25 protein-coding genes are annotated in these 24819 nt (G+C 66.4%); 8 read left to right on the forward strand and 17 right to left on the reverse strand.

The window, feature by feature from the left end; all coding sequences use genetic code 11:
• Nucleotides 1-11 precede the first annotated feature (11 nt).
• Both IE122_RS08260 and IE122_RS08265 read right to left on the reverse strand, forming a co-directional pair.
• Nucleotides 12-797: a SapC family protein gene (locus IE122_RS08260; protein ID WP_189620686.1), complete on the reverse strand. Its 786-nt coding sequence runs from the start codon at nucleotides 795-797 to the stop codon at nucleotides 12-14.
• Between the two features lie 124 nt (nucleotides 798-921).
• Nucleotides 922-2355, reverse strand: a complete 1434-nt coding sequence (locus IE122_RS08265) for an FAD-binding oxidoreductase (protein ID WP_189620687.1) — start codon at nucleotides 2353-2355, stop codon at nucleotides 922-924.
• Nucleotides 2356-2511: 156 nt separating this feature from the next.
• On the opposite strand from IE122_RS08265, the gene IE122_RS08270 reads away from it, so the two are divergent.
• Nucleotides 2512-3105 (forward strand): hypothetical protein, encoded by a 594-nt coding sequence (locus IE122_RS08270; protein WP_189620688.1) that lies wholly within the window; start codon nucleotides 2512-2514, stop codon nucleotides 3103-3105.
• 195 nt (nucleotides 3106-3300) lie between these two features.
• Complete coding sequence (locus IE122_RS08275; protein ID WP_189620689.1) at nucleotides 3301-4749, forward strand: DEAD/DEAH box helicase; 1449 nt, start codon at nucleotides 3301-3303, stop codon at nucleotides 4747-4749.
• On the opposite strand, the gene IE122_RS08280 is transcribed toward IE122_RS08275, so the two are convergent.
• Nucleotides 4735-5523, reverse strand: a complete 789-nt coding sequence (locus tag IE122_RS08280; RefSeq protein ID WP_189620690.1) for a sterol desaturase family protein — start codon at nucleotides 5521-5523, stop codon at nucleotides 4735-4737. The genes IE122_RS08275 and IE122_RS08280 overlap by 15 nt on opposite strands.
• A 218-nt stretch (nucleotides 5524-5741) precedes the next feature.
• On the opposite strand from IE122_RS08280, the gene IE122_RS08285 reads away from it, so the two are divergent.
• On the forward strand, nucleotides 5742-6338 hold the full coding sequence (locus IE122_RS08285; protein ID WP_189620691.1) for a methyltransferase family protein: 597 nt from the start codon (nucleotides 5742-5744) through the stop codon (nucleotides 6336-6338).
• A gap of 58 nt (nucleotides 6339-6396) precedes the next feature.
• Here the strand turns inward: IE122_RS08285 and IE122_RS08290 are convergent, their stop codons facing one another.
• Nucleotides 6397-8679 carry an ATP-dependent helicase gene (locus IE122_RS08290; RefSeq protein WP_189620791.1) on the reverse strand — a complete coding sequence of 761 codons (2283 nt, stop codon included), beginning with the start codon at nucleotides 8677-8679 and terminating at the stop codon, nucleotides 6397-6399.
• Nucleotides 8680-8826: 147 nt separating this feature from the next.
• Between IE122_RS08290 and IE122_RS08295 the strand changes: the two genes are divergently transcribed.
• Complete coding sequence (locus tag IE122_RS08295; protein ID WP_229813906.1) at nucleotides 8827-9453, forward strand: hypothetical protein; 627 nt, start codon at nucleotides 8827-8829, stop codon at nucleotides 9451-9453.
• Nucleotides 9454-9688: 235 nt separating this feature from the next.
• Here the strand turns inward: IE122_RS08295 and rsmD are convergent, their stop codons facing one another.
• Together rsmD and IE122_RS08305 are read right to left on the reverse strand one after the other, a co-directional pair.
• A complete protein-coding gene (gene rsmD / locus IE122_RS08300; RefSeq protein WP_189620793.1) occupies nucleotides 9689-10237 on the reverse strand; it encodes a 16S rRNA (guanine(966)-N(2))-methyltransferase RsmD in 549 nt (182 codons plus the stop codon).
• Nucleotides 10238-10275: 38 nt separating this feature from the next.
• Nucleotides 10276-11244 (reverse strand): pseudouridine synthase, encoded by a 969-nt coding sequence (locus tag IE122_RS08305; RefSeq protein ID WP_189620692.1) that lies wholly within the window; start codon nucleotides 11242-11244, stop codon nucleotides 10276-10278.
• Nucleotides 11245-11353: 109 nt separating this feature from the next.
• Here IE122_RS08305 and IE122_RS08310 point away from each other — a divergent pair, with 109 nt between their 5' ends.
• Nucleotides 11354-13006: an AmpG family muropeptide MFS transporter gene (locus IE122_RS08310; RefSeq protein WP_229813908.1), complete on the forward strand. Its 1653-nt coding sequence runs from the start codon at nucleotides 11354-11356 to the stop codon at nucleotides 13004-13006.
• On the opposite strand, the gene IE122_RS08315 is transcribed toward IE122_RS08310, so the two are convergent.
• From IE122_RS08315 to IE122_RS08335, 5 genes are all read right to left on the reverse strand, one after another.
• Nucleotides 12995-14329, reverse strand: coding sequence for a bifunctional folylpolyglutamate synthase/dihydrofolate synthase (locus IE122_RS08315; protein WP_189620693.1), 1335 nt, complete (start codon nucleotides 14327-14329; stop codon nucleotides 12995-12997). The genes IE122_RS08310 and IE122_RS08315 overlap by 12 nt on opposite strands.
• Nucleotides 14330-14332: 3 nt before the next feature.
• Nucleotides 14333-15115, reverse strand: a complete 783-nt coding sequence (gene trpA, locus IE122_RS08320) for a tryptophan synthase subunit alpha (protein ID WP_189620694.1) — start codon at nucleotides 15113-15115, stop codon at nucleotides 14333-14335.
• Nucleotides 15112-15504, reverse strand: a complete 393-nt coding sequence (locus tag IE122_RS08325) for an endonuclease domain-containing protein (RefSeq protein ID WP_189620695.1) — start codon at nucleotides 15502-15504, stop codon at nucleotides 15112-15114. The genes trpA and IE122_RS08325 overlap by 4 nt, the downstream gene beginning before the upstream one ends.
• A 46-nt stretch (nucleotides 15505-15550) precedes the next feature.
• Nucleotides 15551-16792, reverse strand: a complete 1242-nt coding sequence (gene trpB, locus IE122_RS08330) for a tryptophan synthase subunit beta (protein WP_189620696.1) — start codon at nucleotides 16790-16792, stop codon at nucleotides 15551-15553.
• A gap of 72 nt (nucleotides 16793-16864) precedes the next feature.
• Nucleotides 16865-17509 carry a phosphoribosylanthranilate isomerase gene (locus IE122_RS08335; RefSeq protein WP_189620697.1) on the reverse strand — a complete coding sequence of 215 codons (645 nt, stop codon included), beginning with the start codon at nucleotides 17507-17509 and terminating at the stop codon, nucleotides 16865-16867.
• A 55-nt stretch (nucleotides 17510-17564) separates the two neighbouring features.
• On the opposite strand from IE122_RS08335, the gene IE122_RS08340 reads away from it, so the two are divergent.
• Nucleotides 17565-17975 carry a DUF4019 domain-containing protein gene (locus tag IE122_RS08340; RefSeq protein ID WP_229813911.1) on the forward strand — a complete coding sequence of 137 codons (411 nt, stop codon included), beginning with the start codon at nucleotides 17565-17567 and terminating at the stop codon, nucleotides 17973-17975.
• 7 nt (nucleotides 17976-17982) lie between these two features.
• On the opposite strand, the gene IE122_RS08345 is transcribed toward IE122_RS08340, so the two are convergent.
• Nucleotides 17983-18747: an SIMPL domain-containing protein gene (locus IE122_RS08345; RefSeq protein ID WP_189620698.1), complete on the reverse strand. Its 765-nt coding sequence runs from the start codon at nucleotides 18745-18747 to the stop codon at nucleotides 17983-17985.
• A 180-nt stretch (nucleotides 18748-18927) separates the two neighbouring features.
• Here IE122_RS08345 and IE122_RS08350 point away from each other — a divergent pair, with 180 nt between their 5' ends.
• Entirely contained in the window at nucleotides 18928-19647 is a 720-nt protein-coding gene (locus IE122_RS08350; protein WP_189620699.1) for a glutathione S-transferase family protein, read from the forward strand.
• Between the two features lie 21 nt (nucleotides 19648-19668).
• On the opposite strand, the gene pyrF is transcribed toward IE122_RS08350, so the two are convergent.
• From pyrF to purB, 3 genes are all read right to left on the reverse strand, one after another.
• Nucleotides 19669-20346 (reverse strand): orotidine-5'-phosphate decarboxylase, encoded by a 678-nt coding sequence (gene pyrF, locus IE122_RS08355; RefSeq protein WP_189620700.1) that lies wholly within the window; start codon nucleotides 20344-20346, stop codon nucleotides 19669-19671.
• A gap of 1 nt (nucleotide 20347) precedes the next feature.
• Nucleotides 20348-20683 (reverse strand): LapA family protein, encoded by a 336-nt coding sequence (locus tag IE122_RS08360; protein WP_189620701.1) that lies wholly within the window; start codon nucleotides 20681-20683, stop codon nucleotides 20348-20350.
• Between the two features lie 90 nt (nucleotides 20684-20773).
• The gene (gene purB / locus IE122_RS08365) at nucleotides 20774-22087 is read right to left on the reverse strand and encodes an adenylosuccinate lyase (RefSeq protein WP_189620702.1); all 1314 of its coding nucleotides are present in this window, start codon (nucleotides 22085-22087) and stop codon (nucleotides 20774-20776) included.
• Nucleotides 22088-22476: 389 nt separating this feature from the next.
• Between purB and IE122_RS08370 the strand changes: the two genes are divergently transcribed.
• The gene (locus IE122_RS08370) at nucleotides 22477-23085 is read left to right on the forward strand and encodes a hypothetical protein (protein WP_189620703.1); all 609 of its coding nucleotides are present in this window, start codon (nucleotides 22477-22479) and stop codon (nucleotides 23083-23085) included.
• A 192-nt stretch (nucleotides 23086-23277) separates the two neighbouring features.
• Here IE122_RS08370 and IE122_RS08375 read toward each other — a convergent pair whose 3' ends face one another.
• Both IE122_RS08375 and radC read right to left on the reverse strand, forming a co-directional pair.
• Complete coding sequence (locus tag IE122_RS08375) at nucleotides 23278-24006, reverse strand: NRDE family protein (RefSeq protein WP_189620704.1); 729 nt, start codon at nucleotides 24004-24006, stop codon at nucleotides 23278-23280.
• A gap of 3 nt (nucleotides 24007-24009) precedes the next feature.
• Nucleotides 24010-24768 carry a RadC family protein gene (radC, locus tag IE122_RS08380; protein WP_189620705.1) on the reverse strand — a complete coding sequence of 253 codons (759 nt, stop codon included), beginning with the start codon at nucleotides 24766-24768 and terminating at the stop codon, nucleotides 24010-24012.
• Nucleotides 24769-24819: the final 51 nt, after the last annotated feature.

A 24819-nucleotide genomic window follows, 5' to 3' on the forward strand; every position in this document is an offset into this window, starting at 1 on the left:
ATTGCGCGGCCTCAGACGTCCTGCAGCGCGGGGTTCGGGGTCAGGGCCGGGCCTTTGCCCTGGGCGACCTGGCGGCCGAAGATGTCCCGGACCAGTTCGAGCGAGAACAGGTGGGCGTAGATCAGCGCCAGCATGCCGTTCTGATTCCACTGGCGCAGGATATCGCCGCGCACTTCGCGCAGCTTCGATTCGTCCACCATCTGGAAGCCGCGATAGGTGAACGGCTGGCCGGTGCCGGCATCGATGTTCAGTTCGCCGTCCATCAGCAGGTTGTGCTTGCGCAATTCGGCGATGAACTGGGCGGTCTTGTTGCCGGCGATCTCGAAGTTTTCGCAGAACTGGAGCATCGACTTGGTGGTCTCGCTGGCTTCGGCACCATCGAACAGGGGCTCGCCCTCAATGTCCTCGCCGACCAGATCGCTCGACGGATCGACGCAGAGCGAGAGTTCTTCGGTATCCGGGCGCAGGCGGGCCAGCATGAACGGATAGCGGCGCGCGTAGGCCGGGATGTAGACCGGGTTGGTCAGCGAGCCGTCGGCTTCGACGAAGACGTTGACGCCTTCGTTCATCCCGAACAGTGCCAGCGGCACGGCGTTTTCGCCGGCGGTGAACACGATCGGGAAGTTGCGCTGCGCCTGCGGGAATTCCTCGACCGTCAGCGGCACCGAATTGACGTCGACCAGCCAAGTGGCCTTGTCGGTGGAGCGGGTCTTCCACGCCGAATGCTGCTGCGAGTTGAGCGGCACGAGATCGTTGTAGAACAGGGGTAGGGCGGCATTCTGCGGCGCGCTGGCCATGGAACTCTCTCCGAAACGTCTATTGGGCTGCAATCGGTGCCCGCTTTACGGCCAGCTTGGGCACCACGCAAGCCGGGGACCCCAGCTTCCCGCGCAAATCCCCGCGTGGACGCCGCCCGCGGGTTCAGATCAGCTTGCCGGGGTTAAGCAGGCCCTTTGGGTCCAGCGCATGCTTGACGGCGTGCAGCATCGACAAGGCGACCGGATCGCCCAGCCGGGCCAGTTCGGCGCGCTTGAGCTGGCCGATGCCGTGTTCGGCGGAAATCGAGCCGCCCCACCGGGTGACCAGATCGTGGACATAGCGGCTGATCTGCTTGCCTTCGCCTTCCTGCCACAGCCGCGCATCCGTCGCCGCCGGGGCGATCACGTGATAGTGGATGTTGCCATCGCCAAGGTGACCGAAGGCGACCGCTTCGACGCCGGGCCATTTCGCTTCGATCAGCGGCGCGGTCTCCTCGACGAAATCGGGCATCAGTTCCACGGGTACGGAAATGTCGTGCTGCACGGCCGGGCCGCGCGCGCGTTCGGCGGGGGCGACGGTTTCGCGCAGCAGCCAGAACGCCTCCGCCTGCGTCTCGTTGGCGGACATCACCGCATCCTCGACCAGCTCGGCCTCGAACGCGCTGGCCAGCGTGGTCTCGCACCCATCGCGCAGCGTTGCTGCGCCCGCGCGATCGGCGACGACTTCGATCAGGACATGCCAGGCATGCGGCTCGCCCAGCGGCGCGCGCGCACCGGGCAAGTGCTCGATCACCGCGTCGAGCGAGGCGCTCGGCATCACCTCGAACCCTTCGAGCGCGTCGCCCATGCTCTCCTCGCAATGCAGCAGCAGCTTGCGGGCGGCGTGCAGCGACGGCACCCCGGCCCAGATCACGACCCGCTCGGCCACCGCCGGCAGCAGCTTGAGGGTAGCGGCTGTGACGATGCCGAGGGTGCCTTCGGAACCGATCAGCAACTGCTTGAGATCGAAGCCGCGATTGTCCTTCTTGAGCGGGGTCAGCATCGAGAACACCTGCCCGTCCGCCAGCACCGCCTCAAGGCCCAGCACCAGCGCACGCATCGAACCGTGGCGCAGCACCTGCGTCCCACCGGCATTGGTGGAGATCAGCCCGCCGACCGTTGCCGATCCCTTGCCGCCCAGCGTCAGCGGAAACCGCAGGTCCTGCGCCTCGGCCGCTTCGTGCAGCGTCTGCAGCACCACCCCGGCATCGCAGGTGACGCGCCGCGCCGCGCTGTCGATCGCGTGGATCCGGTTCATCTTGCGCAGTGACAGCAGCAGCGCTTCACCGCTGACATCGGGCGTGGCCCCGCCTGACATGCCGCTGTTGCCGCCCTGCGGCACGATCGGCACCCCGTGCGCGGCGCAGAGCCGTACCAGCGAGGCGAGCTGGTGCGTGCTGTCCGGCGAGGCGAGGGCGCAGGCGCGGCCGGTGAACCGCCCCCGCCAGTCGGTCAGCCAGGGATCGAGCAGGTCCGGGTCCTGCGTGATCGTGAGATCGGGCAGCGTCGCGGCGACCGCGCCCAGAAACGTGTCGAGCCTGTCGGTAGTGGGGGTCATGGCACAGCTATGGCACAACGCGGCACGGCTTTCACCCCTGTCTGCCGATGCGCGCATTAAGCGGTGGTTCAAGCTCTTGCGGTAAGGCAAAGGCATCGCCATGGCGAAGCCGTTGAGGGTTTGCGGCTTGGAAATACCGATGGGACCGGCGGCTCGATGAATTTTGCGAGTATCCTGCTTTATCCGATTGCTCTGCTGTTTCCGGCAGTGGCGGGGGATGATGGCGGCAAGGACCGCGATGCCGGATCGCCACCTGCCGCTGCCGCACCGGCGTTGCTTCCGGAGGATGCGCCGGCGATGCGCGGTCTTGACGAGGTGGTTCCGGCCGCAATGACCTTCCGGTCGATCCAGCCTATGGATTCCTACCAGATCCGCATCGAACAGCGCATGACCATCCGCATCGCCCCGCGCGGCGCGGCGCCGATGGTGCCCGATGCCTTCGTCGGCCTGCCCGATATGACGCTGGCTCCGCGCTATCTGGAGCGCAAGATGGGCAAGTGCCTCAGCATGTCCGCCATCGCTGGCGTCCGTCCGCAGGGGGATAACCGTTTGCTGCTGTTTCTGCGCAACGGCGCGATGGTGGCGGCCGAGCTCGATCGGGCGTGCCGGGCGCGCGATTTCTATTCGGGGTTCTACCTTGCAAATTCTTCGGACGGGAACCTGTGCGTCGATCGCGACAAGCTGCTGTCGCGCAGCGGTGCCAACTGCACGTTGACGCGGATCCGGCAACTCGTCGAAGACCGGCGCTGACCCCTCGGTCCGCCCTGCAAAGTGCGCAAAAACTTGACTTGCCCCCCCGTTTGCGCATAGGGGCCGCCCCAAAGCTCGCATGACACGCAGCGGCGAAGCCTGTATTTTCGGGTCTTTCGCCTTTTCGGCGTGGCAGGCCTTGCCGAACACTGCATCAGCCGATCATTTCACTCTATCCCGGAAACTGTCCTGCCCATGAGCTTCGCCGATCTCGGCCTCTCTGACGAACTGCTCCAGGCGGTTACTTCTGCCGGCTATACCGAGCCGACGCCGATTCAGGCGCAGGCGATCCCGGCGGTCCTGATGATGAAGGACCTGATCGGCATCGCGCAGACCGGCACCGGCAAGACCGCCGCGTTCGTTCTGCCGATGATCGATGTGCTGGGCAACGGCCGCCGTCGCGCGCTGATGCCGCGTTCGCTGATCCTGGAGCCGACCCGCGAACTGGCGGCGCAGGTCGCCGAAAACTTCGAGAAGTACGGCAAGAACCACGATCTCAAGATGGCGCTGCTGATCGGCGGCGTGCAGATGGGCGATCAGCTCAAGGCGCTGCAGGGCGGGGTCGACGTGCTGATTGCCACCCCGGGCCGGCTGATGGACCTGTTCGAGCGGGGCAAGATCATGCTCACAGGCTGCGAACTGCTGGTCATCGACGAGGCGGACCGCATGCTCGACATGGGTTTCATCCCCGATATCGAGACGATCTGCTCCAAGCTGCCGACCAACCGCCAGACGCTGCTGTTCTCGGCGACGATGCCGCCGGTGATCAAGAAGCTGGCTGACCGCTTCCTGACGAGCCCCAAGTACATCGAGGTGGCCCGCCCGGCTAGCACCAACGTCAACATCGCGCAGTACAAGGTGCCGGTCACGGCCCGCAAGAAGCGCGAGGCGCTGCGCGCGCTGCTGCACGCCGATAACGTCAGCACCGCGATCATCTTCTGCAACCGCAAGACCACCGTGCGCGAACTGGCCAAGAGCCTCAAGCAGCACGGGTTTGCCGCCGGCGAGATCCATGGCGACATGGAACAGCCCGCGCGCATTGCGGAACTCGATCGGTTCAAGGCCGGGCAGATCAACATCCTGTGCGCCTCGGACGTCGCCGCGCGCGGGCTCGATATCAAGGGCGTGAGCCACGTCTTCAACTTCGATACGCCCTGGCACCCGGATGATTATGTCCACCGGATCGGCCGCACCGGCCGTGGCGGGGCCACGGGTCGTGCCTTCACGCTGGTCGCGCCGGAAGATGCCGAAGCGATCGAGAACGTCGAGAAGCTGACCGGCGGGCCCATCCCGCTTTATACGCTGGGCTCGGAAGAGGCCGGGGAACGGCCCGCGAGCGCCGAGCCGGCCGAGCGCCCGGCGAAGAACGCACGCACCAAGCGCGCGCCGCGTCGCGAAGCAGAGCCCCGGCGTGAGCCCGAGGCCCGGCGCGAACCGGAAACGGGTCGTAAAGCTGAACCCCGCCGCGAGACTAGGCCTGCTGCGGGTGATGATCGCGGCAACGGTGCCGAAAAGCGCGGCAGCACCCGGCGCGATGGCGATAGGGATAACCGGCGGCCGCGTCAGGCCGATCTGGAGCCGGGCGATAGCGGCGGCTGGAACGGGCCGGTGCCTGAATTCCTCAACTTCTCAGCGATTGCCTGACACGCTCGCCGGCACCGCCATGGTGCCATCGAAAGTGGGGGTGAACGGCTCCGGCTGGGCGCGGAAAGGTGCCAGGAGGTGCGCGGCGAAATCCTCCGCCGGGGGGGCATCAACGCCGAAGCGGGCAGGGCGATCGGCGTCGGGGCGATAGGCGGTGCCGAACAGCCGGTCCCAGATCACCAGTTGCGATCCGAAGTTGCTGTCATAGGCCTCCACCTGATCGGCATGGTGCCAGTGGTGAATGCGCGGCGGCGTAAACACCGCCTCCAGCGGCCCGAACGATAGCCGCGTGTTGGCGTGCAGCAGCGCCGAATGGAACGTATAGCCCGCCAGGTAGATGGCGATGGCCGTGGTCGAAAAACCCACCAGGTACATCGGCAGCCCGGTCAGGGTGGTGATGGCGATCTGTTCCATCGGATGGACCCGCGCAGAGGCCAGCCAGTCCAGGTGTGTGCTGCTGTGGTGAATGCGGTGGAAGCGCCAGAGCAGCGGCACGGCATGTTCCAGCCGGTGTACCGCATAGATCAGGAAATCGCAGATCAGCAGCAGGACGATGACCTGCACCGCCAGCGGCCAGTGCCCGGCGACCCCGGTGTGGGCGCTGCCGGACAGCATGATCGCCAGCAGCAGCGCGGCGCAGACCTTGGTCATCTGGCCGCCGACCGTCGCGTGGAGCAGGTCCGCCACCAACGCGGCGCGGCCGCGCCGGCCGGCCTTGGGGGCGGGGAGCAGCCGTTCGAGTGGCACGAACAGCACCGCACCGATAGCCAGCATCCACAATATCCCGGAAATATCCCACATTGCGGCAAGCGTCCCTGAACAGCCCGGCCACGCGCGCAGCCGATGCCCCTGCCTAGCGCCAACATGGTTTCCAAATGGTGTGGAAATTCCGCAAGGCCACCGCATCCGTAACGGCCTGTTTACCAGACACGCATAAACCGGGGGCTCATACCGCAAGCGATTGCGGGGCAGATCAACGGGGCAGCCGAGCCATGAACCAGCGCGTCATCCATTACGCGGAATGTGCATTCCTTTCCGTCCTCGCCTACTTCACCCTGCGGCGCCTGTTGCCGGTGGTGGGAGAGCATCCGCAAGTGATGGTCTCGCTGGCGGCGGAACTCGCTGGTGTTGTCTTCATCTTTCTGCAGCGCCCCGGCGATGTGGCGACCGACATGCGCTCGATCATCCTCGGCTTCGGCGGCACCAGCATGGCGCTGCTGATCGCGCCGCTCGGCACCGCTCTCGCCAGCGAAGCGGTAACCACCGCACTCATCACCGGCGGGTTCGCACTGTCCGTGCTGGCCAAGCTGTCGCTGCGCCGCAGCTTCGGCATCGTGCCGGCCAATCGCGGCGTGAAGTCGGACGGCATGTACCGCTTCGTGCGCCACCCGATGTACATGGGCTACATGATCAGCCACCTCGGCTTCATCCTGCTTTACCCGCATTTGTGGAACGTCGCGATCCTGGGGCTGGCCTGGGTGCTGCTGTGGGCCCGCACCCGCGAGGAAGAGCGCGTGCTGATGCGCGATCCGGCCTATCAGGAATACGCCGGCAAGGTGCGCTTCCGGCTGATGCCCGGCCTGATCTGAACCGGACATCCCCACCGATTCCAGAGCGCCCGGAAGCTACGGCTTTCCGGGCGCTTTTCTATTCGGCAGCGGGTTTGACGAAACTGTCGATCACGCGCTTTCGGCCCGACGTTTCGAAGTCGATTTCCAGCTTGTTGCCTTCCTGCGCCGCCACCGTGCCGTAACCGAATTTCTCGTGAAACACCCGCGCGCCGATTTCGATATCGGTGCGCGGCTTGGCGGCGAAGCTGGCGGCGCTGCGGGTCGTCTCGGCGATGCGGCGCGGCGCGGTGTCGAATTCGCGGGCGGCGGCGCGCTGCCAGCCGGGGCCGCGCGTGACGGTCCGCGCCGGTTGCGCACGTGCCACTTCGGCAAACGGATCGGCATGTTCGGTCCACTGCGCGCGCCACAGCGAAGCGCCACCTGACAGCGTGGTCTCGTTATCGACATGATCGCCCGGCAGTTCGGCGATGAAGCGCGAGGGGATCGAACTGGTCCACTGGCCATAGATGCGCCGGTTGGCGGCATGGAGGATGGTGCAGCGCCGCCGCGCGCGGGTGATCGCGACATAGGCGAGCCGGCGCTCTTCCTCCAGGCTGGCAAGCCCGCCTTCATCCAGCGCACGCTGCGACGGAAACACGCCTTCCTCCCAGCCCGGCAGGAACACGTGATCGAATTCCAGCCCCTTGGCGGCGTGCATGGTCATGATGGTGACCTTTTCCTCGTCCGCCGCCGCTTCGTTGTCCATCACCAGGCTGACATGTTCGAGGAAATCGCCGAGGCTTTCGTATTCCTCCATGGCGCGGGCGAGTTCAGACAGGTTTTCGAGCCGCCCGGACGCCTCTGCGGTGCGTTCGGCCTGCAGCGCTTCGGTATAGCCGCTCTCGTCCATGACGGTGCGGATCAGGTCGGCGGGGTTCTGTGTCTTCGCCAGATCGCGCCACCGCGCGACATCGCGCATGAAGGCCAGGAACGTGTTGCGGGCGCGGGCGGGCAGTTCGTCGGTATCGACGATTTCCAGCGCCGCTGCCGCCAGCGGTATGCCGCGCCGCCGCGCCAGCAGGTGCAGCTTTTCCAGCGCTTTCGCGCCCAGCCCGCGCTTGGGGGCGTTGTATATGCGCTCGAACGCCAGATCGTCGGCGGGCTGGGCGATCAGGCGCAGATAGGCCAGCGCATCGCGGATTTCCGCGCGTTCGTAGAACCGGAAACCGCCGACGATGCGATAGTTGAGGCCGATCGAGATGAAGCGGTCTTCGAACTCGCGCGTTTGGTACTGGGCGCGCACCAGGATCGCGACCTGATTGAGCGCGGCACCTTCGCGTTCCAGCCGCTCGATATCGTCGCCCACACGGCGCGCTTCCTCGGGGCCATCCCACACCCCGATCACCCGCACCCGGTCGCCGGCGTGGCGATCGGTCCACAAGGTCTTGCCGAGCCGCTGGGTATTGGCGTCGATCAGGCCCGATGCGGCGGCCAGGATCTGCGGGGTGGAGCGATAGTTCTGCTCCAGCCGGATCACCCGCGCGCCGGGAAAGTCCTTTTCGAACCGCAGGATGTTGGCAACCTCAGCCCCGCGCCAGGAATAGATCGACTGATCGTCATCACCCACCACGCAGATGTTCTTGCGGCTTTGCGCCAGCAGCCGCAGCCAGAAATACTGGACCTGGTTGGTGTCCTGATATTCGTCCACCATCACGTACTTGAAGCGCTGCTGGTACTGCGCCAGCACTTCGGGATGGCCGCGCAGGATGGTCAGCATGTGCAGCAGCAGATCGCCGAAATCGCAGGCGTTCAGGGTTTTCAATCGATCCTGATAGAGCTGGTAGAACGCGCGGCCCTTGCCATTGGCATAGGCCTCGTTCTCCCCAGCATCGAGCTGGTCAGGGAGAAGGCCCCGGTTCTTCCAGCGATCGATGCAGCCGGCAAGCTGGCGTGCCGGCCAGCGCTTTTCGTCCAGCCCTTCGGCCACGATAAGCTGCTTGAGCAGGCGAAGCTGATCGTCGGTATCGATGATCGTGTAATTGGCCTGCAGGCCCACGAGTTCGGCGTGACGGCGCAGCATCTTGGCGGCGATGGCGTGGAAGGTGCCGAGCCACGGCATCCCTTCGACCGCCGGGCCGATCAGATGGCCGACCCGTTCGCGCATTTCGCGCGCGGCGCGGTTGGTGAAAGTGACGCACAGGATCTCGCTTGGCCAGGCCAGCCGCGCGCGCACCAGATGGGCGAGCCGGCGGGTCAGCGCGGCGGTCTTGCCGGTGCCGGCACCCGCCAACATCAGCACCGGCCCTTCGGTGGTCAGCACCGCCTCGCGCTGGGGCGGGTTCAGGCCGTCAAGCAGCGGATCGCCCGGCGGGCCGTCCATCGCGGTGGGGAGGGGGGCTTGCGGGGTGTTCACCCGCGAACAACTAGGGAACGGATTAACCCGGCGCAAGGCCGCTTCGTCGCAGCAGCGGAACAATTCCCCCTGCCGCTCGTCGCATTTCCAAGATAATCGCAATGGAGAGTTACGATGCGCAACACTATTCTGAAAGGGTGGAGCCTGAAAGGGGCGAGCGCTCTGGTGCTGGCCGGACTTTCGGCTTCCGTTTCCGCGCCGATCCTCGCGCAGGAAACCATGACGCCGCCGCCTGCTACCGCCCCGGCAACCGATCCCGCCGCCCCTGCGGCCGGGCTGACGCCCGAACAGCAGGCGGTTTACGATACCTGGCCGGCCGACAAGAAGGCCGATTACGCAACCTGGCCTCAGGCGTACAAGGACTACTACTGGAGCCTCAAGACCGAACAGCAGACTGGCTACTGGGCGCTGACGGCCGACCAGCGCGGGCAGGTCTACAAGATGACCCCGGAACAGCGCGAAACCGCGTGGACCTCGATCCTGCAGCAGATGGCGGGTACCACGCCCACTACGCCGCCGGGCCAAGCCAACCCTCCGGGACCGGGCATGCCGACCACCGGCGTCCCCAACCCGCAAAGCGCCGAGCAGAACGTGCGCCCGGCGATGCCCGCCGACCAGAGCTATCAGGGCGGTCCGTACAAAGGCGCGCTGACGCCGCCGCCGGCGGATGCCATGAACAAGGAATATCCGGTCTGCAGCAAGACCGTAAAGGATAGCTGCCGCAATCGCGGCGGCGTCTGATTTCGTCACGCAAATGCGCGTAAAGCAGGGGCATCGGCTTGCCGGTGCCCCTGTTTTCGTGAGCGGGCGTAGCCTGAATGAGCGGAGTTTGCGTCTCCCCTCCCCGCCGGGGAGGGGCTGGGGGAGGGGGAGTGATGCCGCAGGCAGCGCGTCAATGCTGGCCAGGTACACCCCCCTCCCAACCTCCCGCCTTAAGGGTGGAGGAGCAGGCGGCGCCATCGAACGTCACTGCGGTCTAAGTTGCGGACTGGCGCAACAGGTAGAGTTGAGCCTTGCCCACCGTCCGCTCCGCAGCGATTTCGAAGCCTTTGACCGCCACGCCCTCATCGCGCATGGTTTCAAGGCTGACCCAGGTCTGCGGGCCGATCCAGCCCAGCCGCGCCAGCTTGTCGATCGCCACCGCGCCCGCGCCGGAAGCATAGGGCGGGTCCAGCATCACCAGATCAAGCGCCTCGCGCGCCGGGCCCAGCGACAGCGCCGAACTGGCGCGGACGTCGCTGCGGGACTGGGCCTGCATGTTGGCGATGTTGCGGCGGATGGCGCGGATCGCGGCGGCATCGGAATCGACGAACAGGCAATGCGCGCAGCCGCGCGACAGCGCTTCGAGGCCAAGCGCGCCCGATCCGGCGAAGAGGTCCGCAGCCTTGAGCCCCTCCAGACTGCCCAGCCGGCTGACCAGCATCGAGAACAGCGTTTCGCGGGTGCGATCCGATGTCGGCCGCGTGGCTTCGCCTTCGGGGGCGAACAGTCGCCGACCGCGCCATTCTCCGGCGATGATGCGCATGCCGCCGGGCTTTGCACCCGCCTTGCTCCGTGGGGGCTTCATGCGTTCCTGCCGCCCAGGCTTTCGCGGAAGCGGACGACCTGCTTGGGTTCGATCTCCACCGCCTGGCCCTTGGGCAGATCGCCCAGATGGAACGGCCCGTAGCCGACGCGCAGCAGCCGGCTGACTTCGAGGCCGAGGTGTTCGAGCACGCGACGAACCTCGCGGTTCTTGCCTTCGGTCAGCGTCATCTCGATCCACTGGTTGCGGCCGGTGCGCCGCTCCAGGTTGGCGTCGATCTTGCCGTAGCGGACGCCGTCGATCTCGATCCCCTCGATCAGGTCTTCGAGTTGCGCCTGGCTAATATCGCCGAAGGCGCGGGCCCGATAGGTGCGCTCCACCCCGGTCGAGGGCAGTTCGAGCTGGCGCTTGAAGCCGCCGTCGTTCGTCAGCAGCAGCAGCCCTTCGGTGCTGAAATCGAGCCGGCCGACCGGCATCACCCGCCCGGCACCCGCCGGCAGCGCGTTGCGCAGCGCGGTGTAGATCGTCGGCCGCCCGGCAGGATCGCGCTCTGCGGTGATGAGGCCGGCGGGCTTGTGGAACGCGAACAGCCGGGTCGGCTCGGCCGCCTTCACCGCCACGCCGTCTACCGACACGCCGGCCAGCGATGTCAGCACGGTGGCCGGCGTCGTCACCACCTCCTCGCCGATCTTCACGCGGCCCTCGGCGATCATGCGCTCCACCTCGCGGCGGCTGGCGATGCCGGCGCGGGCGAGCAGCTTGGCGATGCGATCGCCTTCGCGGTCCTTGGGTTGCTGCGGCGGGGCCGGTGGCTTGCCGGTCGAGCGGAACTGGCTGACCGGCGGCCGCTCGGTGCCGCCCTTGCGGGGGCCGGGAGCGGTGCGGCCGGGCCCGCCTTCTGAACGGCGGGAGCCGGGGCGGCCGGAATCGGAGCCGGGGCGGCCGGGCCGGCGAGGGCCGCGCGTCGTGCCCCCGGGAGGGCCGCTTTTGCTGGGTGGTCTGGACATGGCTGTGGCCCATACCTGTTGATCGCCGGTTCATCCAGCCTTCCCATTACGGTGGCGCACGGTAAGTTCCGCGCAACGGCAGCCGCATCGGGCGGTTCAGGGAGTGACAATGGCCGATCGCAAGACCATCGATGTGCTGCGTTCGGCCTTCACCAATCGCAAGACCGGGGTGATGCTGGTGTTCGGCATGGCATCAGGCCTGCCTTATGCGCTACTTCTGGGTACGCTCTATGCGTGGCTGGGCGAGACCGGCGTTGATCTGGAAACGATGGGCGTGTTCTCGCTCATCGGGCTTGCCTATGCCTTCAAGTTCCTGTGGTCGCCGCTGGTGGATCGCGGGCGGGTGCCGTTCCTGTGGCGGCTGGGGCGGCGGCGTTCGTGGCTGGTGCCGATCCAGGCGCTGGTCGGCACGGTGCTGATCGTGCTGGCCTCGCTCGATCCGGTGACCTCGCTGGGGATGTTCTCGCTGCTGGCCGGCATCGCCGCGTTCGCCAGCGCCACGCAGGATATCGCGATAGACGCCTGGCGCGTCGAAGTGGCGGACGAGGATGCGCCGCTCGAACTGCTCTCCTCGATCTACCAGTTGGGCTATCGGCTGGCGGCACTGGCCGGTGGCGCGCTGGCGCTGATCATGGCGGCGCGGATCGGCTGGCCGCTGGTCTATGGTCTGTTCGGCGGCTTCATGTACCTCGCCATGGCTGCAAGCTGGTTCGCGCCCGACACGGCGGCCGACGAACCGCTGGCCGGGACCGACGATACACCCGGCCACGGCCTCGCCCGCAGCGTGCGGCTTACGGTGCTGGCCTTGGTCGGCGCGCTGTGGGGCTGGGCGCTGGTGACGGTGCTGGTGTTCATGGTCCGCTCGCTGGGCAGCGATGCGGCTGCGCGCCCCGATGCCACGGCGTTCATCAAGCTCTACGGGCCGCTGATCGTCATCGCCACCGTGGTGGTGCCGGCGGTGCTGGCGGGCATCCTTGACGGATGGCGGAGGACCGGGCGCTATCCGCCGGCACCGGGCGATGCGGCGGCGCGTGGTTTCCTCGATCACGCTTACGATGCGCTGATCGATCCGCTGTCCGAACTCGTCAGCCGGCTGGGCTGGGCGGCGATCCTGGTCCTGGCGATCGTCCTGACGTACCGGTTGACCGATTCGATCTGGGGTCCGTTCGCGCTGCCGTTCTACCTGCAGGAACTGCACTACACGAACGACGAGGTGGCGATCGCCTCCAAGTTCTTCGGCGTCGGCATGACGATGGGCGGGATCGCGCTGGCAGCGCTGCTGTTCGCATGGCTTGGCCGCATGCCCACCGTGATCCTCGGCGCGGTGCTCGCCGCCGCTTCGAACCTGCTTTACGCCGATCTGGCGCAAGGCGGCGCCGGGCTCGATGCCTTCGGGCGGCTGTCGGGCTTCACCTGGGCGGTGGGCCAGTTCGGTGCCGATCCCCGGCTGGCGCGCCTGCTGCTGGCCATCGCCGGAGAGAACCTCGCGGGCGGCATCGCCGGGGCGGCGTTCGTGGCCTATCTGTCCGGCATCACCGCCAAGAGCCACGCGGCGGTGCAATACGCGCTGCTGTCCTCGCTGACGGTGCTGGTCGGCTCGCTCGGCCGCGCGGCTCTGGGCCAGATGATCGAGGAGGGCGGCTATGCGCGGGTGTTCTATACCACTGCCGCGCTGGGGCTTGTCGCCGTGGTGCTGTGCGTGATCGAGGCGATGCGCCAGGCACGCGCGGGCCGCCGGACGGCGGAGGCTTCAGTCGGGTAGCTGCCCGTTGGCCGCCAGCACCGTCCCGGCCAGATAGAGCGATCCCGCGATCAGCACCGTGTCTCCGGGTGCCACGGACAACTCGCGCAGAGCCGTCTCCACATCGTCCGCTTCATCCGCCTGCGGGAACAGCGCGCGGAATGCGCTGGCCGCGTGGTATTCGTGGCCGGGCACCGGCACCACCGTCACGCTGGCCAGATGGCGGCGCAGCGGCGCGATCAGCGCCTCCGGGTGCTTGTTCGCCAGCATGCCGATCACGAGATGGATCGGTGCGGAACTGCCGGCAAAGTGAACGCCCAGCGCCGCACCCGCATCGGGGTTGTGGCCACCATCGAGCCAGCATGGCGTAGCGGGCGGAAGCAGCCGCGTGACCGGACCATCGGCGAGCCGCTGCAGCCGGGCCGGCCAGTTGGCCCGGCCCATCGCGGCCGCCAGCGCCTCGTCAGCGATCGGCAGCGCATCCTGATGGCGCAGCATGGCGATCGCCAGCGCGGCGTTCGCGGTCTGGTGCGCCCCGGCCAGTGCGGGAAGCGGCAGGGCAAGATCGCCGTGATGATCGCGATACAGCAGGCCGCCGTCCTGCGCACGGATTGACCAGTCGCGCCCCTGGCGGAACACCGGGGCGATCACCCGCTCGGCCTGCTCCTCGACAGCGTCAACAGCATCCTGTCCGTAGGCCAGCGTCACCAGCGGCACTCCCGGCTTGGCGATCCCGGCCTTTTCGAACGCGATCCGCGCCAGCGGCTCGGCAGGAACACCGGCTTCGGGGGCGAGCAGGAACGCTTCGTGGTCGATGCCGAGCGAGGCGATCCCGCACGCGGCGGGGGCTTCCAGCACATTGGTGGCGTCCAGCCGCCCGCCCAGGCCGACCTCGATGACGCAGGCATCGGCAGGGACGCGCGAAAAGGCGAGGAACGCCGCCGCCGTCGCCACCTCGAAAAAACTGACCGCGATCGCGCCGGCCTCGGCCTCGTCCAGCACTTCGGCCAGCAGCTCTGCCAGCAGATCGTCGGATATCAGCGCGCCCGAGACCCGGATGCGTTCGTTGAAGCGGACCAGATGCGGGCTGGTGAAGACGTGGACCCGGTGGTCTGCCGCCTCCAGCGCCGCGCGCAGGAAGGCACATGTCGACCCCTTGCCGTTAGTCCCCGCCACATGGAAAACCGGCGGCAGCGAGCGCTGCGGGTTGCCCAGCCGGTCCAGCAGTTCGCGGACCGGTTCGAGGCCGATCCGGCCCTGCGGCAGCGACAGCGCGGCCAGCCGGTCAAGTTGCGCCTGAACCTCGGGGTTATCGGAAACCGCGAAGTCGGCCGGGCGCGCCATGGCTCAGACCCGGCGCGCCGCATGGACGGCTTGCGCCAGCGCTGCGGTCAGTTCGCGGAGCGGGCCGGGGGCATCGTCGCCATGCTGCTTGACCAGATCGACCAGCGCCGATCCGACTACCACCCCATCGGCAACCGCAGCGATCGCGGCGGCCTGTTCGGGCGTGCGCACGCCGAAGCCGACTGCGACCGGGATGGAGCTGGCGGCCTTGAGCTTGCCCACCATCTCTTCGATCGAAGCCTGGGCAGCCTGTTGCGTGCCGGTGATCCCGGCGACCGAGACGTAGTAGAGGAACCCGGACGATCCTTCGAGCACGGCCGGCAGCCGCGCCGCATCGGTGGTGGGCGTGGCCAGGCGGATCAGCGAAACGCCCGCCGCGCGCAGCGCCGGGCCCAGCTCCGCGTCTTCCTCGGGCGGGATATCGACGCAGATGACGCCATCGACGCCGGCCTTGGCGCACTCATCCCCGAACCACTCCGTCCCGCGCGCGACCATCGAATTGGCGTAGCCCATCAGCACCAGCGGGGTTTCGGGATGGCGGGCGCGGAATTCACGCGCCATGCGGAAGATATCGGCCGTGCGGGTGCCCTTGGCCAGGCTACGCAGGTTCGCCTCCTGGATCGCCGGGCCATCGGCCATCGGATCGGTGAAGGGCATGCCGAGCTCGATCACATCCGCGCCGGCCTCGACCAGCGCGTCGAGATTCGCCGCGGTATCGCCATCGCCGGCGGTGATGAAACAGACGAGCGCGGGGCCTTTGGCGAAGGCTGTTTCGAAGCGGCTCATATGGCCCTCTCCCCTTCAGGGGAGAGGGTTGGGAGAGGGGACTTCCCCGCCATCTCCAGAGCTTGCGAAAGCGCGATCATCACACCATCCATATTGGTCATCACGTCCAGGTTCGTGAACCGGATCACGTGGTATCCGCGTTCGTTCAGATAGCGTGTCCGTTCGGCATCGCGCCGATCGTCCACGTCGTGGGTCTGGCCGTCGATTTCGATGACGAGCCTTGGATCGTTCGCCGCGAAATCGGCGATGTAGGGCCCGATCACCTTCTGTCGACGAAACTTCACGCCGTTCAATCGTTGTGCCCGGACTTTCAGCCATATCCGGGTTTCGGGTTCGGTCATTTCCCGACGCATCGCCTTGGCATAAATGGTCAGCCTAGCGTCGCGCATATGCCCCTCTCCCAACCCTCTCCCCTAAAGGGGAGAGGGCTTTTTATCAAAGCTCCACCCCCAGTGCTTCGGCGACGGTGAAGATGTCCTTGTCGCCCCGGCCGGACACGTTGACGACGAGCAGCTTGTCGGCGTCCATCGCGGCGGTCAGTTGCGGCAATGCGGCGAGGGCGTGGGCGCTTTCCAGCGCCGGGATGATCCCTTCGAGCGAGCAGCACAACTGAAACGCTTCCAGCGCCTGATCGTCAGTGATCGGCACGTAGTTCACCCGGCCGCTTTCGTAGAGCCAGGAATGTTCGGGTCCGAGGCCCGGATAGTCGAGCCCGGCGCTGATCGAGTGGGCTTCCGTGATCTGGCCGTCCTCGTCCTGCAGCAGGTAGGTCTTGTTGCCGTGGAGGATGCCGGGCTTGCCACCGGCGAGGCTGGCGGCATGCTTGCCGGTCTCGATGCCGTGGCCCGCCGCTTCGATGCCGGTCATCGCGACATCGGGATCGTCGAGGAACGGGTGGAACAGGCCGATCGCGTTCGATCCGCCGCCTACCGCAGCCACTAGCATATCGGGCAGGCGGCCTTCCTTCTCCATGATCTGCTCGCGCGTTTCCTTGCCGATGATCGACTGGAAATCGCGCACGAGTTCCGGATAGGGGTGCGGGCCCGCTGCCGTGCCGATGATGTAGAACGTGTCATGCACGTTGGCGACCCAGTGGCGCAGCGCGTCGTTCATCGCATCCTTGAGCGTCATCGCCCCGCTGGTCACGGGGACCACCTCGGCCCCCAGCAGCTTCATGCGAAAGACGTTGGGCTTCTGACGTTCCACATCGGTGGCACCCATGAAGATGGTGCAGGGCAGGCCGAACCGCGCGGCGACCGTGGCGGTGGCAACGCCGTGCTGACCGGCACCGGTCTCGGCGATGATCTTGGTCTTGCCCATCCGCATCGCCAGCAGGATCTGGCCGATGCAGTTGTTGATCTTGTGCGCGCCGGTGTGGTTCAGCTCCTCGCGCTTGAAATAGATCTTCGGGCCCTTGCCCGCGGGGGCGAGGCCACGGAAGTGCTCGGTCATGCGCGGGGCATGGTAAAGCGGGCTGGGGCGGCCAACGAAGTCCTTCATCAGGTCATCGAATTCGGCCCAGAACGCCGGATCGTCCTGCGCGCGGCGATATTCCTTCTCCAGATCGAGGATCAGGGGCATCAGCGTTTCGGCGACATAGCGTCCCCCGAACTGGCCGAAGTGGCCGTTTTCATCGGGCAGCGAGCGCAGCGAGTTGGGCAGGGGTTGAGCGGTCATAATGCCGCCGATTGGCAGAGGGGGCGCTGCTTGTCCAGCGATCCGCCACGCGCGAGGCGCGCTTTTTCCGCCTCAGGAAATGCCGCGCAGCGCCATCGCGAAGGCGGCGATGCGGCCTTCGTCCTTGACCCCGGGCGCGCTTTCGACGCCGGAGGACACATCGACCAGCGGCGCGCCGGTCACTGCCACCGCCTGCGCCACGTTTTCGGGGTTAAGTCCGCCGGCCAGGCCCCAGGCGACCGGGCCCTTCCAGTGGGCCACCAGGCTCCAGTCGAAGCTCAGTCCCATGCCGCCGGGCAGGGTGCCCTTTGGGGTCTTGGCATCGAACAGCACCAGATCGACCGCACCGGCGTATGCGCTGGCGCGCAGCACGTCCTCGGCGCTGGCGACGGACAACGCCTTCCAAACCGGCAGGCCGAAGCGGGCGCGAAGCTGCCCGGCGCGTTCGGGCGTTTCCGCCCCGTGCAATTGCAGGATGTCGAGCCCGGCGGCCGTCACAGCCTCGGCGATCGTCGCGTCATCGGCATTGACGAACAGGCCCACCCGGCTCGCCTGCCCTTGCGCCTGAGCCGAAAGTGCTGCCGCTTCGCGCACCGTGACGTTGCGCGGGCTGGACGGGAAGAACACGAGGCCGACATGATTCGCCCGCGCCTTCAGCGCGGCGCGCATCGCGCTTTCGCTGTTGATGCCGCAGATTTTGATGGCGGGTGTTGGCATCGCCGGAATCCTGCCTAGAGTGATGCGCTATCGGCCATGAACCGGAGAAGCGAAGGTGCGCTATCTAGTTGCTATTGCGGCGCTGGCAATGCTGTGCGGCTGCGGCGTGAAGGAATCGTTCAGTCAGGCCGCCGCGGAGGTCGATCAATTCCACCGCGCCCTTGATGCCGAGCAGTATGCCGCGATCTGGAAAACCACCGGCTCGGACATGCGTGCGGCCACCACCCAGGATCAACTGACCAAGGTACTGGCCGCCGTTCACCGCAAGCTGGGCGGGGTCAAGGACAGCAAGCAGGTTGGGTGGAACACCAACGCCACCACCGGTGGCACCTTCCTCACCCTGGCCATGGAGACCACTTTCGAGAAAGGTGCCGGTACCGAGCAGTTCGTCTATCGCAAAATCGACGAGAAGAACCTGCAACTGGCGGGCTACAATATCCAGTCGCAGGACATGATTATCAACTGAGCGGCGCTTACGGTGCCAGTTCGAAGGCGACCGAGACGGTGACCGAGGTTTCCAGTTCCCCCGCAGCAACCGGCGGCGGTGCCGGCGGCGGGGCAGCGGCTACCATGTCGGCCTTGGCGTACATCATCGGCATCGGCCGGGCATAGCCGCCACCTTCGTTGATCGAGACGATCCGCACCACCCGCAGCCCGGCAGCGCGGGCATAGAGCTCGGCCCGCGCGCGCGCTGCCTTGATCGCGTCCACCCGGGCTTCGTCCTCTGCCGCTGCCTGTTCTGCCAGCATGAAGTTGGGCCCGTTGACCTGATTGGCCCCGGCCGAGACGAGGGCGTCGATCACTTTGCCCATCTGGTCCAGTTTGCGGGCGCGCACGTTGACCGAGTTGTTGGCCTGATAGCCGATGATCCGCTGCGGCGCGTCTTCATAGCTGCCGTCCGGGAGGCGCTTGGGCTGGGCCCATTGCGGGTTGAGGTTGATCGTGCTGGTCTGGATGTCCTTGTCGGCAACGCCGGCGCGCTTGAGCGCGGCGATCACTTTGGCCATGGCGGCGGAATTGGCGGTCAGCGCCTCGCTGGCGGTGGCCCCCTGCGTGGTCACCCCGGCCGAGAAACCGGCCATGTCCGGGGTGCGGGTGGACGCGCCCTGGGCGGATACCGTCAGCAGGGTGTGCCCGGCGGCAATCGCCGGGATGACCGAGGCATCCTGCGCCTGCGCCGCGCAGACGGGCAGGGCGGCAATCAGCGAGGCTGCGGCAAGAAGGGCTAGTTTGCGCATGGTTCGTTTCTCTCTCGACGCCGGAATGACCGGCCATGAACGGTGTTTGAAATGCGGCGAATTGCATTTGGCTGAACGACGGCAAGGCAATTCATCGGTCCTGACCCTAATGACACCATTTGGTCAGGGTATTGTTGTGCGGGCCGGACGGGAGTAGCGTGGCGCACGGGAGAAATGCCAATGATCACGCTTTACTATTGCCCCAGTCCAAATGTTCACAAGATCTGCATCGCGCTGGAGGAGATGGAACTTCCCTATGCGCTCAAGCCGATCGACCTCAGCAAGAACGAACATCGCGACACTTCGTTGCTCAGCGGCTCGTCCGCAGGGCGCCTGCCGGTGCTGGCCGATGATGAACCGGCCGATGGCGGGGAGCCGCTGGTGACGTTCGAATCGGGCGCGATCCTGCAGTACCTCGGCGAAAAGACCGGCCGTTTCCTGCCCGCCGACCTGCGCGGTCGCCAGCGGGTGGTCGAATGGCTGTTCTGGCAGATGGGCGGCCTCGGCCCGATCGGTGGCCAGCACTGGCACTTCCGCGCGCTGGCCGATCACTTCAAGAACGGGGCGGACACGACTTATTCCGAGAACCGCTATCGCAACATGTGGCGGTCCATGCTGACCCGTATGGACGGCCGGCTGGCCGAAGCCGAATACCTGGGCGGCGACTATTCGATCGCCGACATGGCCTGCTTCCCGTGGATCGAATACATGGACCCGCGCACCGAATACCCCGGCGAATTCGCCAATGTCGAACGCTGGACCACAGCCGTCGCGGCGCGGCCGGCCGTGCAGGAAGGCTATCGCAAGGCCTACGCCGTCGATACCGGATACGAACGCAACGAAAAGGGCGCGGCATTCTATCCGATGGATGGCATCGGCAAGTACGTGGTGATCGTCTGATTTTTGCCGAGGGGGCGGCGCTTAAAGCGTCGCCTCGATCGAGCGGGCGGCGGCGAGGGGGTCTTCGGCGCGGCTGATCGGCCGGCCGATGACCAGCACCGAAGCGCCGTTGTCACGCGCCTGGCGCGGGGTGACGATGCGCTTCTGGTCGCCGGTCTTGCCTTCTGCCGGGCGCAGGCCGGGGACGACGAAGAAGCCGTCCTTCCACTGCTTGTGCACCGCGCCGACTTCGTGGCCGGAGCAGACGATGCCGTCGAGCCCGGCCGAATGGGCCAGTTCGGCCAGCCGCAGGGCCTGGGCATGCGGGTCTGCCGACACACCGATGGCAGTCAGATCGTCATCATCCAGACTGGTCAGCACGGTTACCGCGACGACCTTGCAGTTCTCTCCCGCAGCCGCCTTGGCATCTTCCATCATCGCCCGCCCGCCGGCAGCGTGGATCGTGACGATCGCCGGTTCCAGCACGTGGATCGCCTGCATCGCGGCGGCGACGGTGTTGGGAATATCGTGCAGCTTGAGATCAAGGAAGATCGGCAGCCCCAGCTTGTGCAGTTCGTGGACGCCGTGGTGGCCATGCGCGCAGAAGAATTCGAGCCCCAGCTTGATCCCGCCGATATGCCCGGAAACCTTGCGCGCCAGCGCTTCGGCGGCGTCAAGGCGGGGAAGGTCGAGCGCGAGATAGACGGGATTGCGATTCATCTTACGGATTTTCCAAGGGGGTTTGGGTTGCAACAGGGTCGGTCGGAACGACCGGGGCATCGGTGGCCGGCATGCTGAGCGCGCGCAGGCTGTTTTCCAGCGAACTGATCCGCCGCGTCAGCCGCCAGCGCAACGCGCGCTGGTAAAGCCACATCGGCACTGCGCCCAGCAGCAGGAATGCCAGCGCCACCACGCCGACGGGCCACAGGAACCCGCCGGCTTCACCGCTGGGCTTGATCCAGAAGTTCACCGGCACGCCGGGCCCCCAGTTCATCACCAGAAACCCGACCAGAATCGCGGTCAGTACGACCCAGCCAATGGTGCGGATGACCTGCATTGCGTTCTCCTCAACCCCGTCCGCTTATCGCGGTCTAAGACGGAATACCGCCGAAGGGAAGGCCACGGTTGAGGAGAATCGCGCGGATTTTCAGCCGCCGAACACGCGCGCGAAGATCGTGTCGACGTGCTTGAAGTGATAGTCGAGGTTGAACTTGTCCTCGATCTGCTCCGCCGTCAGCGCGGCGGCGACTTCGGGATCGGCCTTGAGAAGTTCCAGCAGCGAAAGCTGGCCGTCGGATTCCCATACCTTCATCGCGTTGCGCTGAACCAGGCGATAGGACGCATCGCGGCTGAGGCCGGCCTGCGTCAGCGCCAGCAGCACCCGCTGCGAATGGACGAGGCCGCCCATGCGATCGAGGTTCTTCTGCATGCGCTCGGGATAGACCAGCAGTTTGTCGATCACTCCGGTCAGCCGCGCCAGCGCGAAATCGAGCGTGATCGTGGCGTCCGGGCCGATGAACCGTTCCACCGACGAGTGCGAGATATCGCGCTCGTGCCACAACGCCACGTTTTCCATCGCCGGGATCGTGGCCGAGCGCACCACGCGGGCGAGGCCGGTCAGGTTCTCGGTCAGCACCGGGTTGCGCTTGTGCGGCATCGCCGACGAACCCTTCTGCCCGGGCGAGAAGTATTCCTCGGCCTCCAGCACTTCGGTGCGCTGCAGGTGGCGCACTTCGGTGGCGAGGCGCTCGATCGAGCTGGCGATGACGCCCAGCACCGCGAAGAACATCGCGTGGCGATCGCGCGGGATGACCTGGGTGGAAACCGGCTCCACTTCCAGCCCCAGCTTGTCGGCAACGTAGAGTTCCACCGCCGGATCGACATTGGCGAATGTGCCCACCGCGCCGGAAATCGCGCATGTCGCCACATCAGCGCGCGCGGCGACGAGACGGGCGCGGGCGCGGGTGAATTCGGCGTAAGCCTCGGCCATCTTGAGGCCGAAGGTGACCGGCTCGGCGTGGATGCCGTGGCTGCGACCGATCGTGGGGGTGTACTTGTGTTCTTCCGCGCGGCGCTTGATCGCGGCGAGCAGGGCGTCGATGTCGGCGATCAGGATGTCGGCGGCGCGGGCGAGCTGGACGTTCAGCGTGGTGTCAAGCACGTCGGAGCTGGTCATGCCCTGGTGCATGAACCGCGCTTCGGGACCGACCTGCTGGGCCACCCAGTCCAGGAACGCGATGACATCGTGCTTGGTCACCGCCTCGATGGCATCGATCGCGGCGACGTCGATCGCGGGGTTGGTTGCCCACCAGTCCCACAGCGCGTTGCCCGCGCTTTCGGGCACGGTGCCCATCTCGCCCATCTTGACGGCGGCGTGCGCCTCGATCTCGAACCAGATGCGGTAGCGCGCTTCGGGCTCCCAGATCGCGGTCATCGCGGGGCGGGCGTAGCGGGGTACCATGGTTCGACTCCTCAATTCCTGACGGCCCGCCGCTAGGGCGGGGGGGCGCGAAAGGCAAGGCCGGGGCGTTTTGCGGCGGGCTGATTGAAGAAAAGAATGGTTCACGCAGAGGCGCGGAGGCGCAAAGGCGCAGAGGTGTCGCTCGGCGCCGCAGGCTTCCTCTCCCTTTCGACGCTGCGGCAAACGCACCCATTGAAGAGAACGGCGGCATAGCCGCAGGCGCGACACCTCTGCGCCTCTGCGCCTCCGCGTGAAATCATTTTGATTTTCTCCCATGCGATTGATGTCTGCCAGCAAGCCAACAATTCTCGCGTGTGAACGGACAGCGCGATGGCTAGAGAAATTTGGCACTTCTGGTACATGGAGTGACGTTCGCACTAGGAGCGCACATGACCGCAATCCTTATCCCTCTGGCCATCGCCCTGACCGCTTCAAAGGCCGATGTGCAAATTGCGGAGCAGTTTCATGAAATGGTCGATGCCGCAGGGCTGAAACTGCCTTTTGTTCGCGCGGTTACCTTGGATATATCGCCAGATGGACAAGTGTTGGCCTGCGAAGCGGGCGATGGACAAGGCGCTGCTTCGAGCATGGAGCAGGTATGTTCGTTGGCGCTCAAGCTCCGTTTCAGAAACGTCGCCAAAATCGATGGCATGCCGGCCTTCGGACGCGCGGAAACCGTGGTCATGGGCTATGATGGTGGTGGCAAGCCGCCCCAGTTCGTATGGCCGCGGGACCTCGTCCTCAGTGTGAATCGTTTGCCCAAGGGGGTAAAGGGTTTCCTTGACATCAACCTGAATCTTCTCGTGTCAGCAGCGGGGGCGGTTGACCGCTGCGAAAATGCTGCGGACAAGTACCAGGCCTACGCGATTCAAGCGTGCTCTCAAATAATAGGTCAGACGACCGCAATCGTGAAGGATTGCGGTGGGAAGGCCGTAAGTCACGTAGAGTTATATAGCGTGAGATTTATTTTAGGCAGTGATGCAAAAGTTGCAGAATAGCCTGATTTATCGCGACGCACCCAACCTCGTCATTCCCGCGAAAGCGGGAACCCATCTGTTGAAGGTGTTTGTTGCTGGAACATCAACTGGGTCCCCGCCTTCGCGGGGATGACGAAAGAGGGGGGTGAGGGAGCTTGATGTTGCGCGCCCGAAGCGGCCTTGGCGTGAACAGAGGCGTGCTTCCCGGTCGTTTCAGCCCCGGGCTTCCCACCGGAAGCCGATCGCGGTCTCCCCCGTCACCGCACCTTCGGCATCGAAGCGTCGTTCCACGATCTTCCCCGTGCCGTCGCGGCCCACGGCGACGACCGTAGAGCACCGTGTGCCATAGACGGCGTTGCGGATGAACAGCGGGATCGCGTCGGGCGAATCCGCTGGTGCGTCCGGGGCCGGCGGGGTCTCGTCGCGCAGGGTGGTCAGCAGTGTTGCGGGATCGCCGGTGCCGCTTGCCAGCCAGCGGTCAAGCGCGGCGATCAGGCGGCGGGTCTTGGCCCAGGGCGCATCGAAGCCGCCGTTGGACAGGCCGTGGAGGCCGGGGGGCAGCGGGCGGTCCTCTTGCGCCGGGTAGTTGGTGAGGAGGCTAACCCTGCCGCGATCGACGAGGAACAGGTTGAACGGGTTCATCGTCGCCACCGGCTCGCTCTCCCGTCCGCACAGCACATCGGTTACCAGCTTGCCGCGCGACGGGCGGCCGGGCTGTGCGCCTTCAGGCGTGCGGTAGTTGGTGACAACGGCGAATCGTCCGGCCTCGCTCACCCCCAGCCAGGTGCCGCCGCCGGTCAGGTCGCGGCCGGCGATCAGGCCCGGCTCGTCAGGCCAGCGGGCCAAGGGCGCGGCGAGGCGATCGTGGAATTCGTCGCGGTTGCCGGCGCAGACGAGCAGCCAGTCGGGATGAGCATCCCACGCCAGTGCCGTCACGCACATGCTTCAGATCAGTCCCTTGGCCCGCAGCGAGACGTGGCCTTCGCGCCCGATCACCACGTGATCGTGGACGGTCACGCCCAGCAGGCGGCCCGCTTCGGCGATGCGGTTAGTGATGTCGATATCGGCGCGGCTCGGTTCGGGGGAGCCGGAAGGATGATTATGGACGAGGATCAGCGCCGCCGCCCCCAGGTCGAGCGCGCGGCGGATCACTTCGCGCGGGTGGATCGCGGCCTCGTCGATCGAGCCTTCGCCGACCAGATCGTCAAGGATCAGCATGTTGCGCGCGTTGAGATAGAGCACCCGCACCCGCTCCACGGTAAGGTGCGCCATGTCGATCGTCAGGTAATCGATCAGCGCCTGCCATGACGAAATGACCGGCGCCTCCCGCACCCGCTGGCGGGCGAGGCGGGTGGCGGCGACGGTGACGACGCGCAGGGCCGCGACGGTCGCCTCGCCCATGCCAGGGTGCCCGGCCAGCGTGCGCGGCTCGGCCTGGAGCACGGCGGCCAGCGAGCCGAAGCGCTGGATCAGGCTGCGGGCCAGCGGTTTCATGTCGCGGCGGGGAACCGCCTGCATCAGCAACATTTCTATGACCTCGTGATCGCCCAGCGCCTCGGCCCCGCCTTCGACCAGCCGCTTGCGCAGACGGCCACGATGGCCGCTGGGATCGTTGCCGTCAGCCGGGGCGGCGGATGAAGCGGCGCGCGCTTTCCGGTCCGGCGCTGTGCCGCGTTCATCGAAGAGTGGGGCGTCATCTGCCATCGTTACGGCACAAACAATTGCCTTTCCTGCGGGGCAAGCGCAAGTGATGGA

The organism is Novosphingobium colocasiae (assembly GCF_014652555.1).
In the GTDB taxonomy this organism is placed as follows: Bacteria; Pseudomonadota; Alphaproteobacteria; order Sphingomonadales; family Sphingomonadaceae; genus Novosphingobium; species Novosphingobium colocasiae.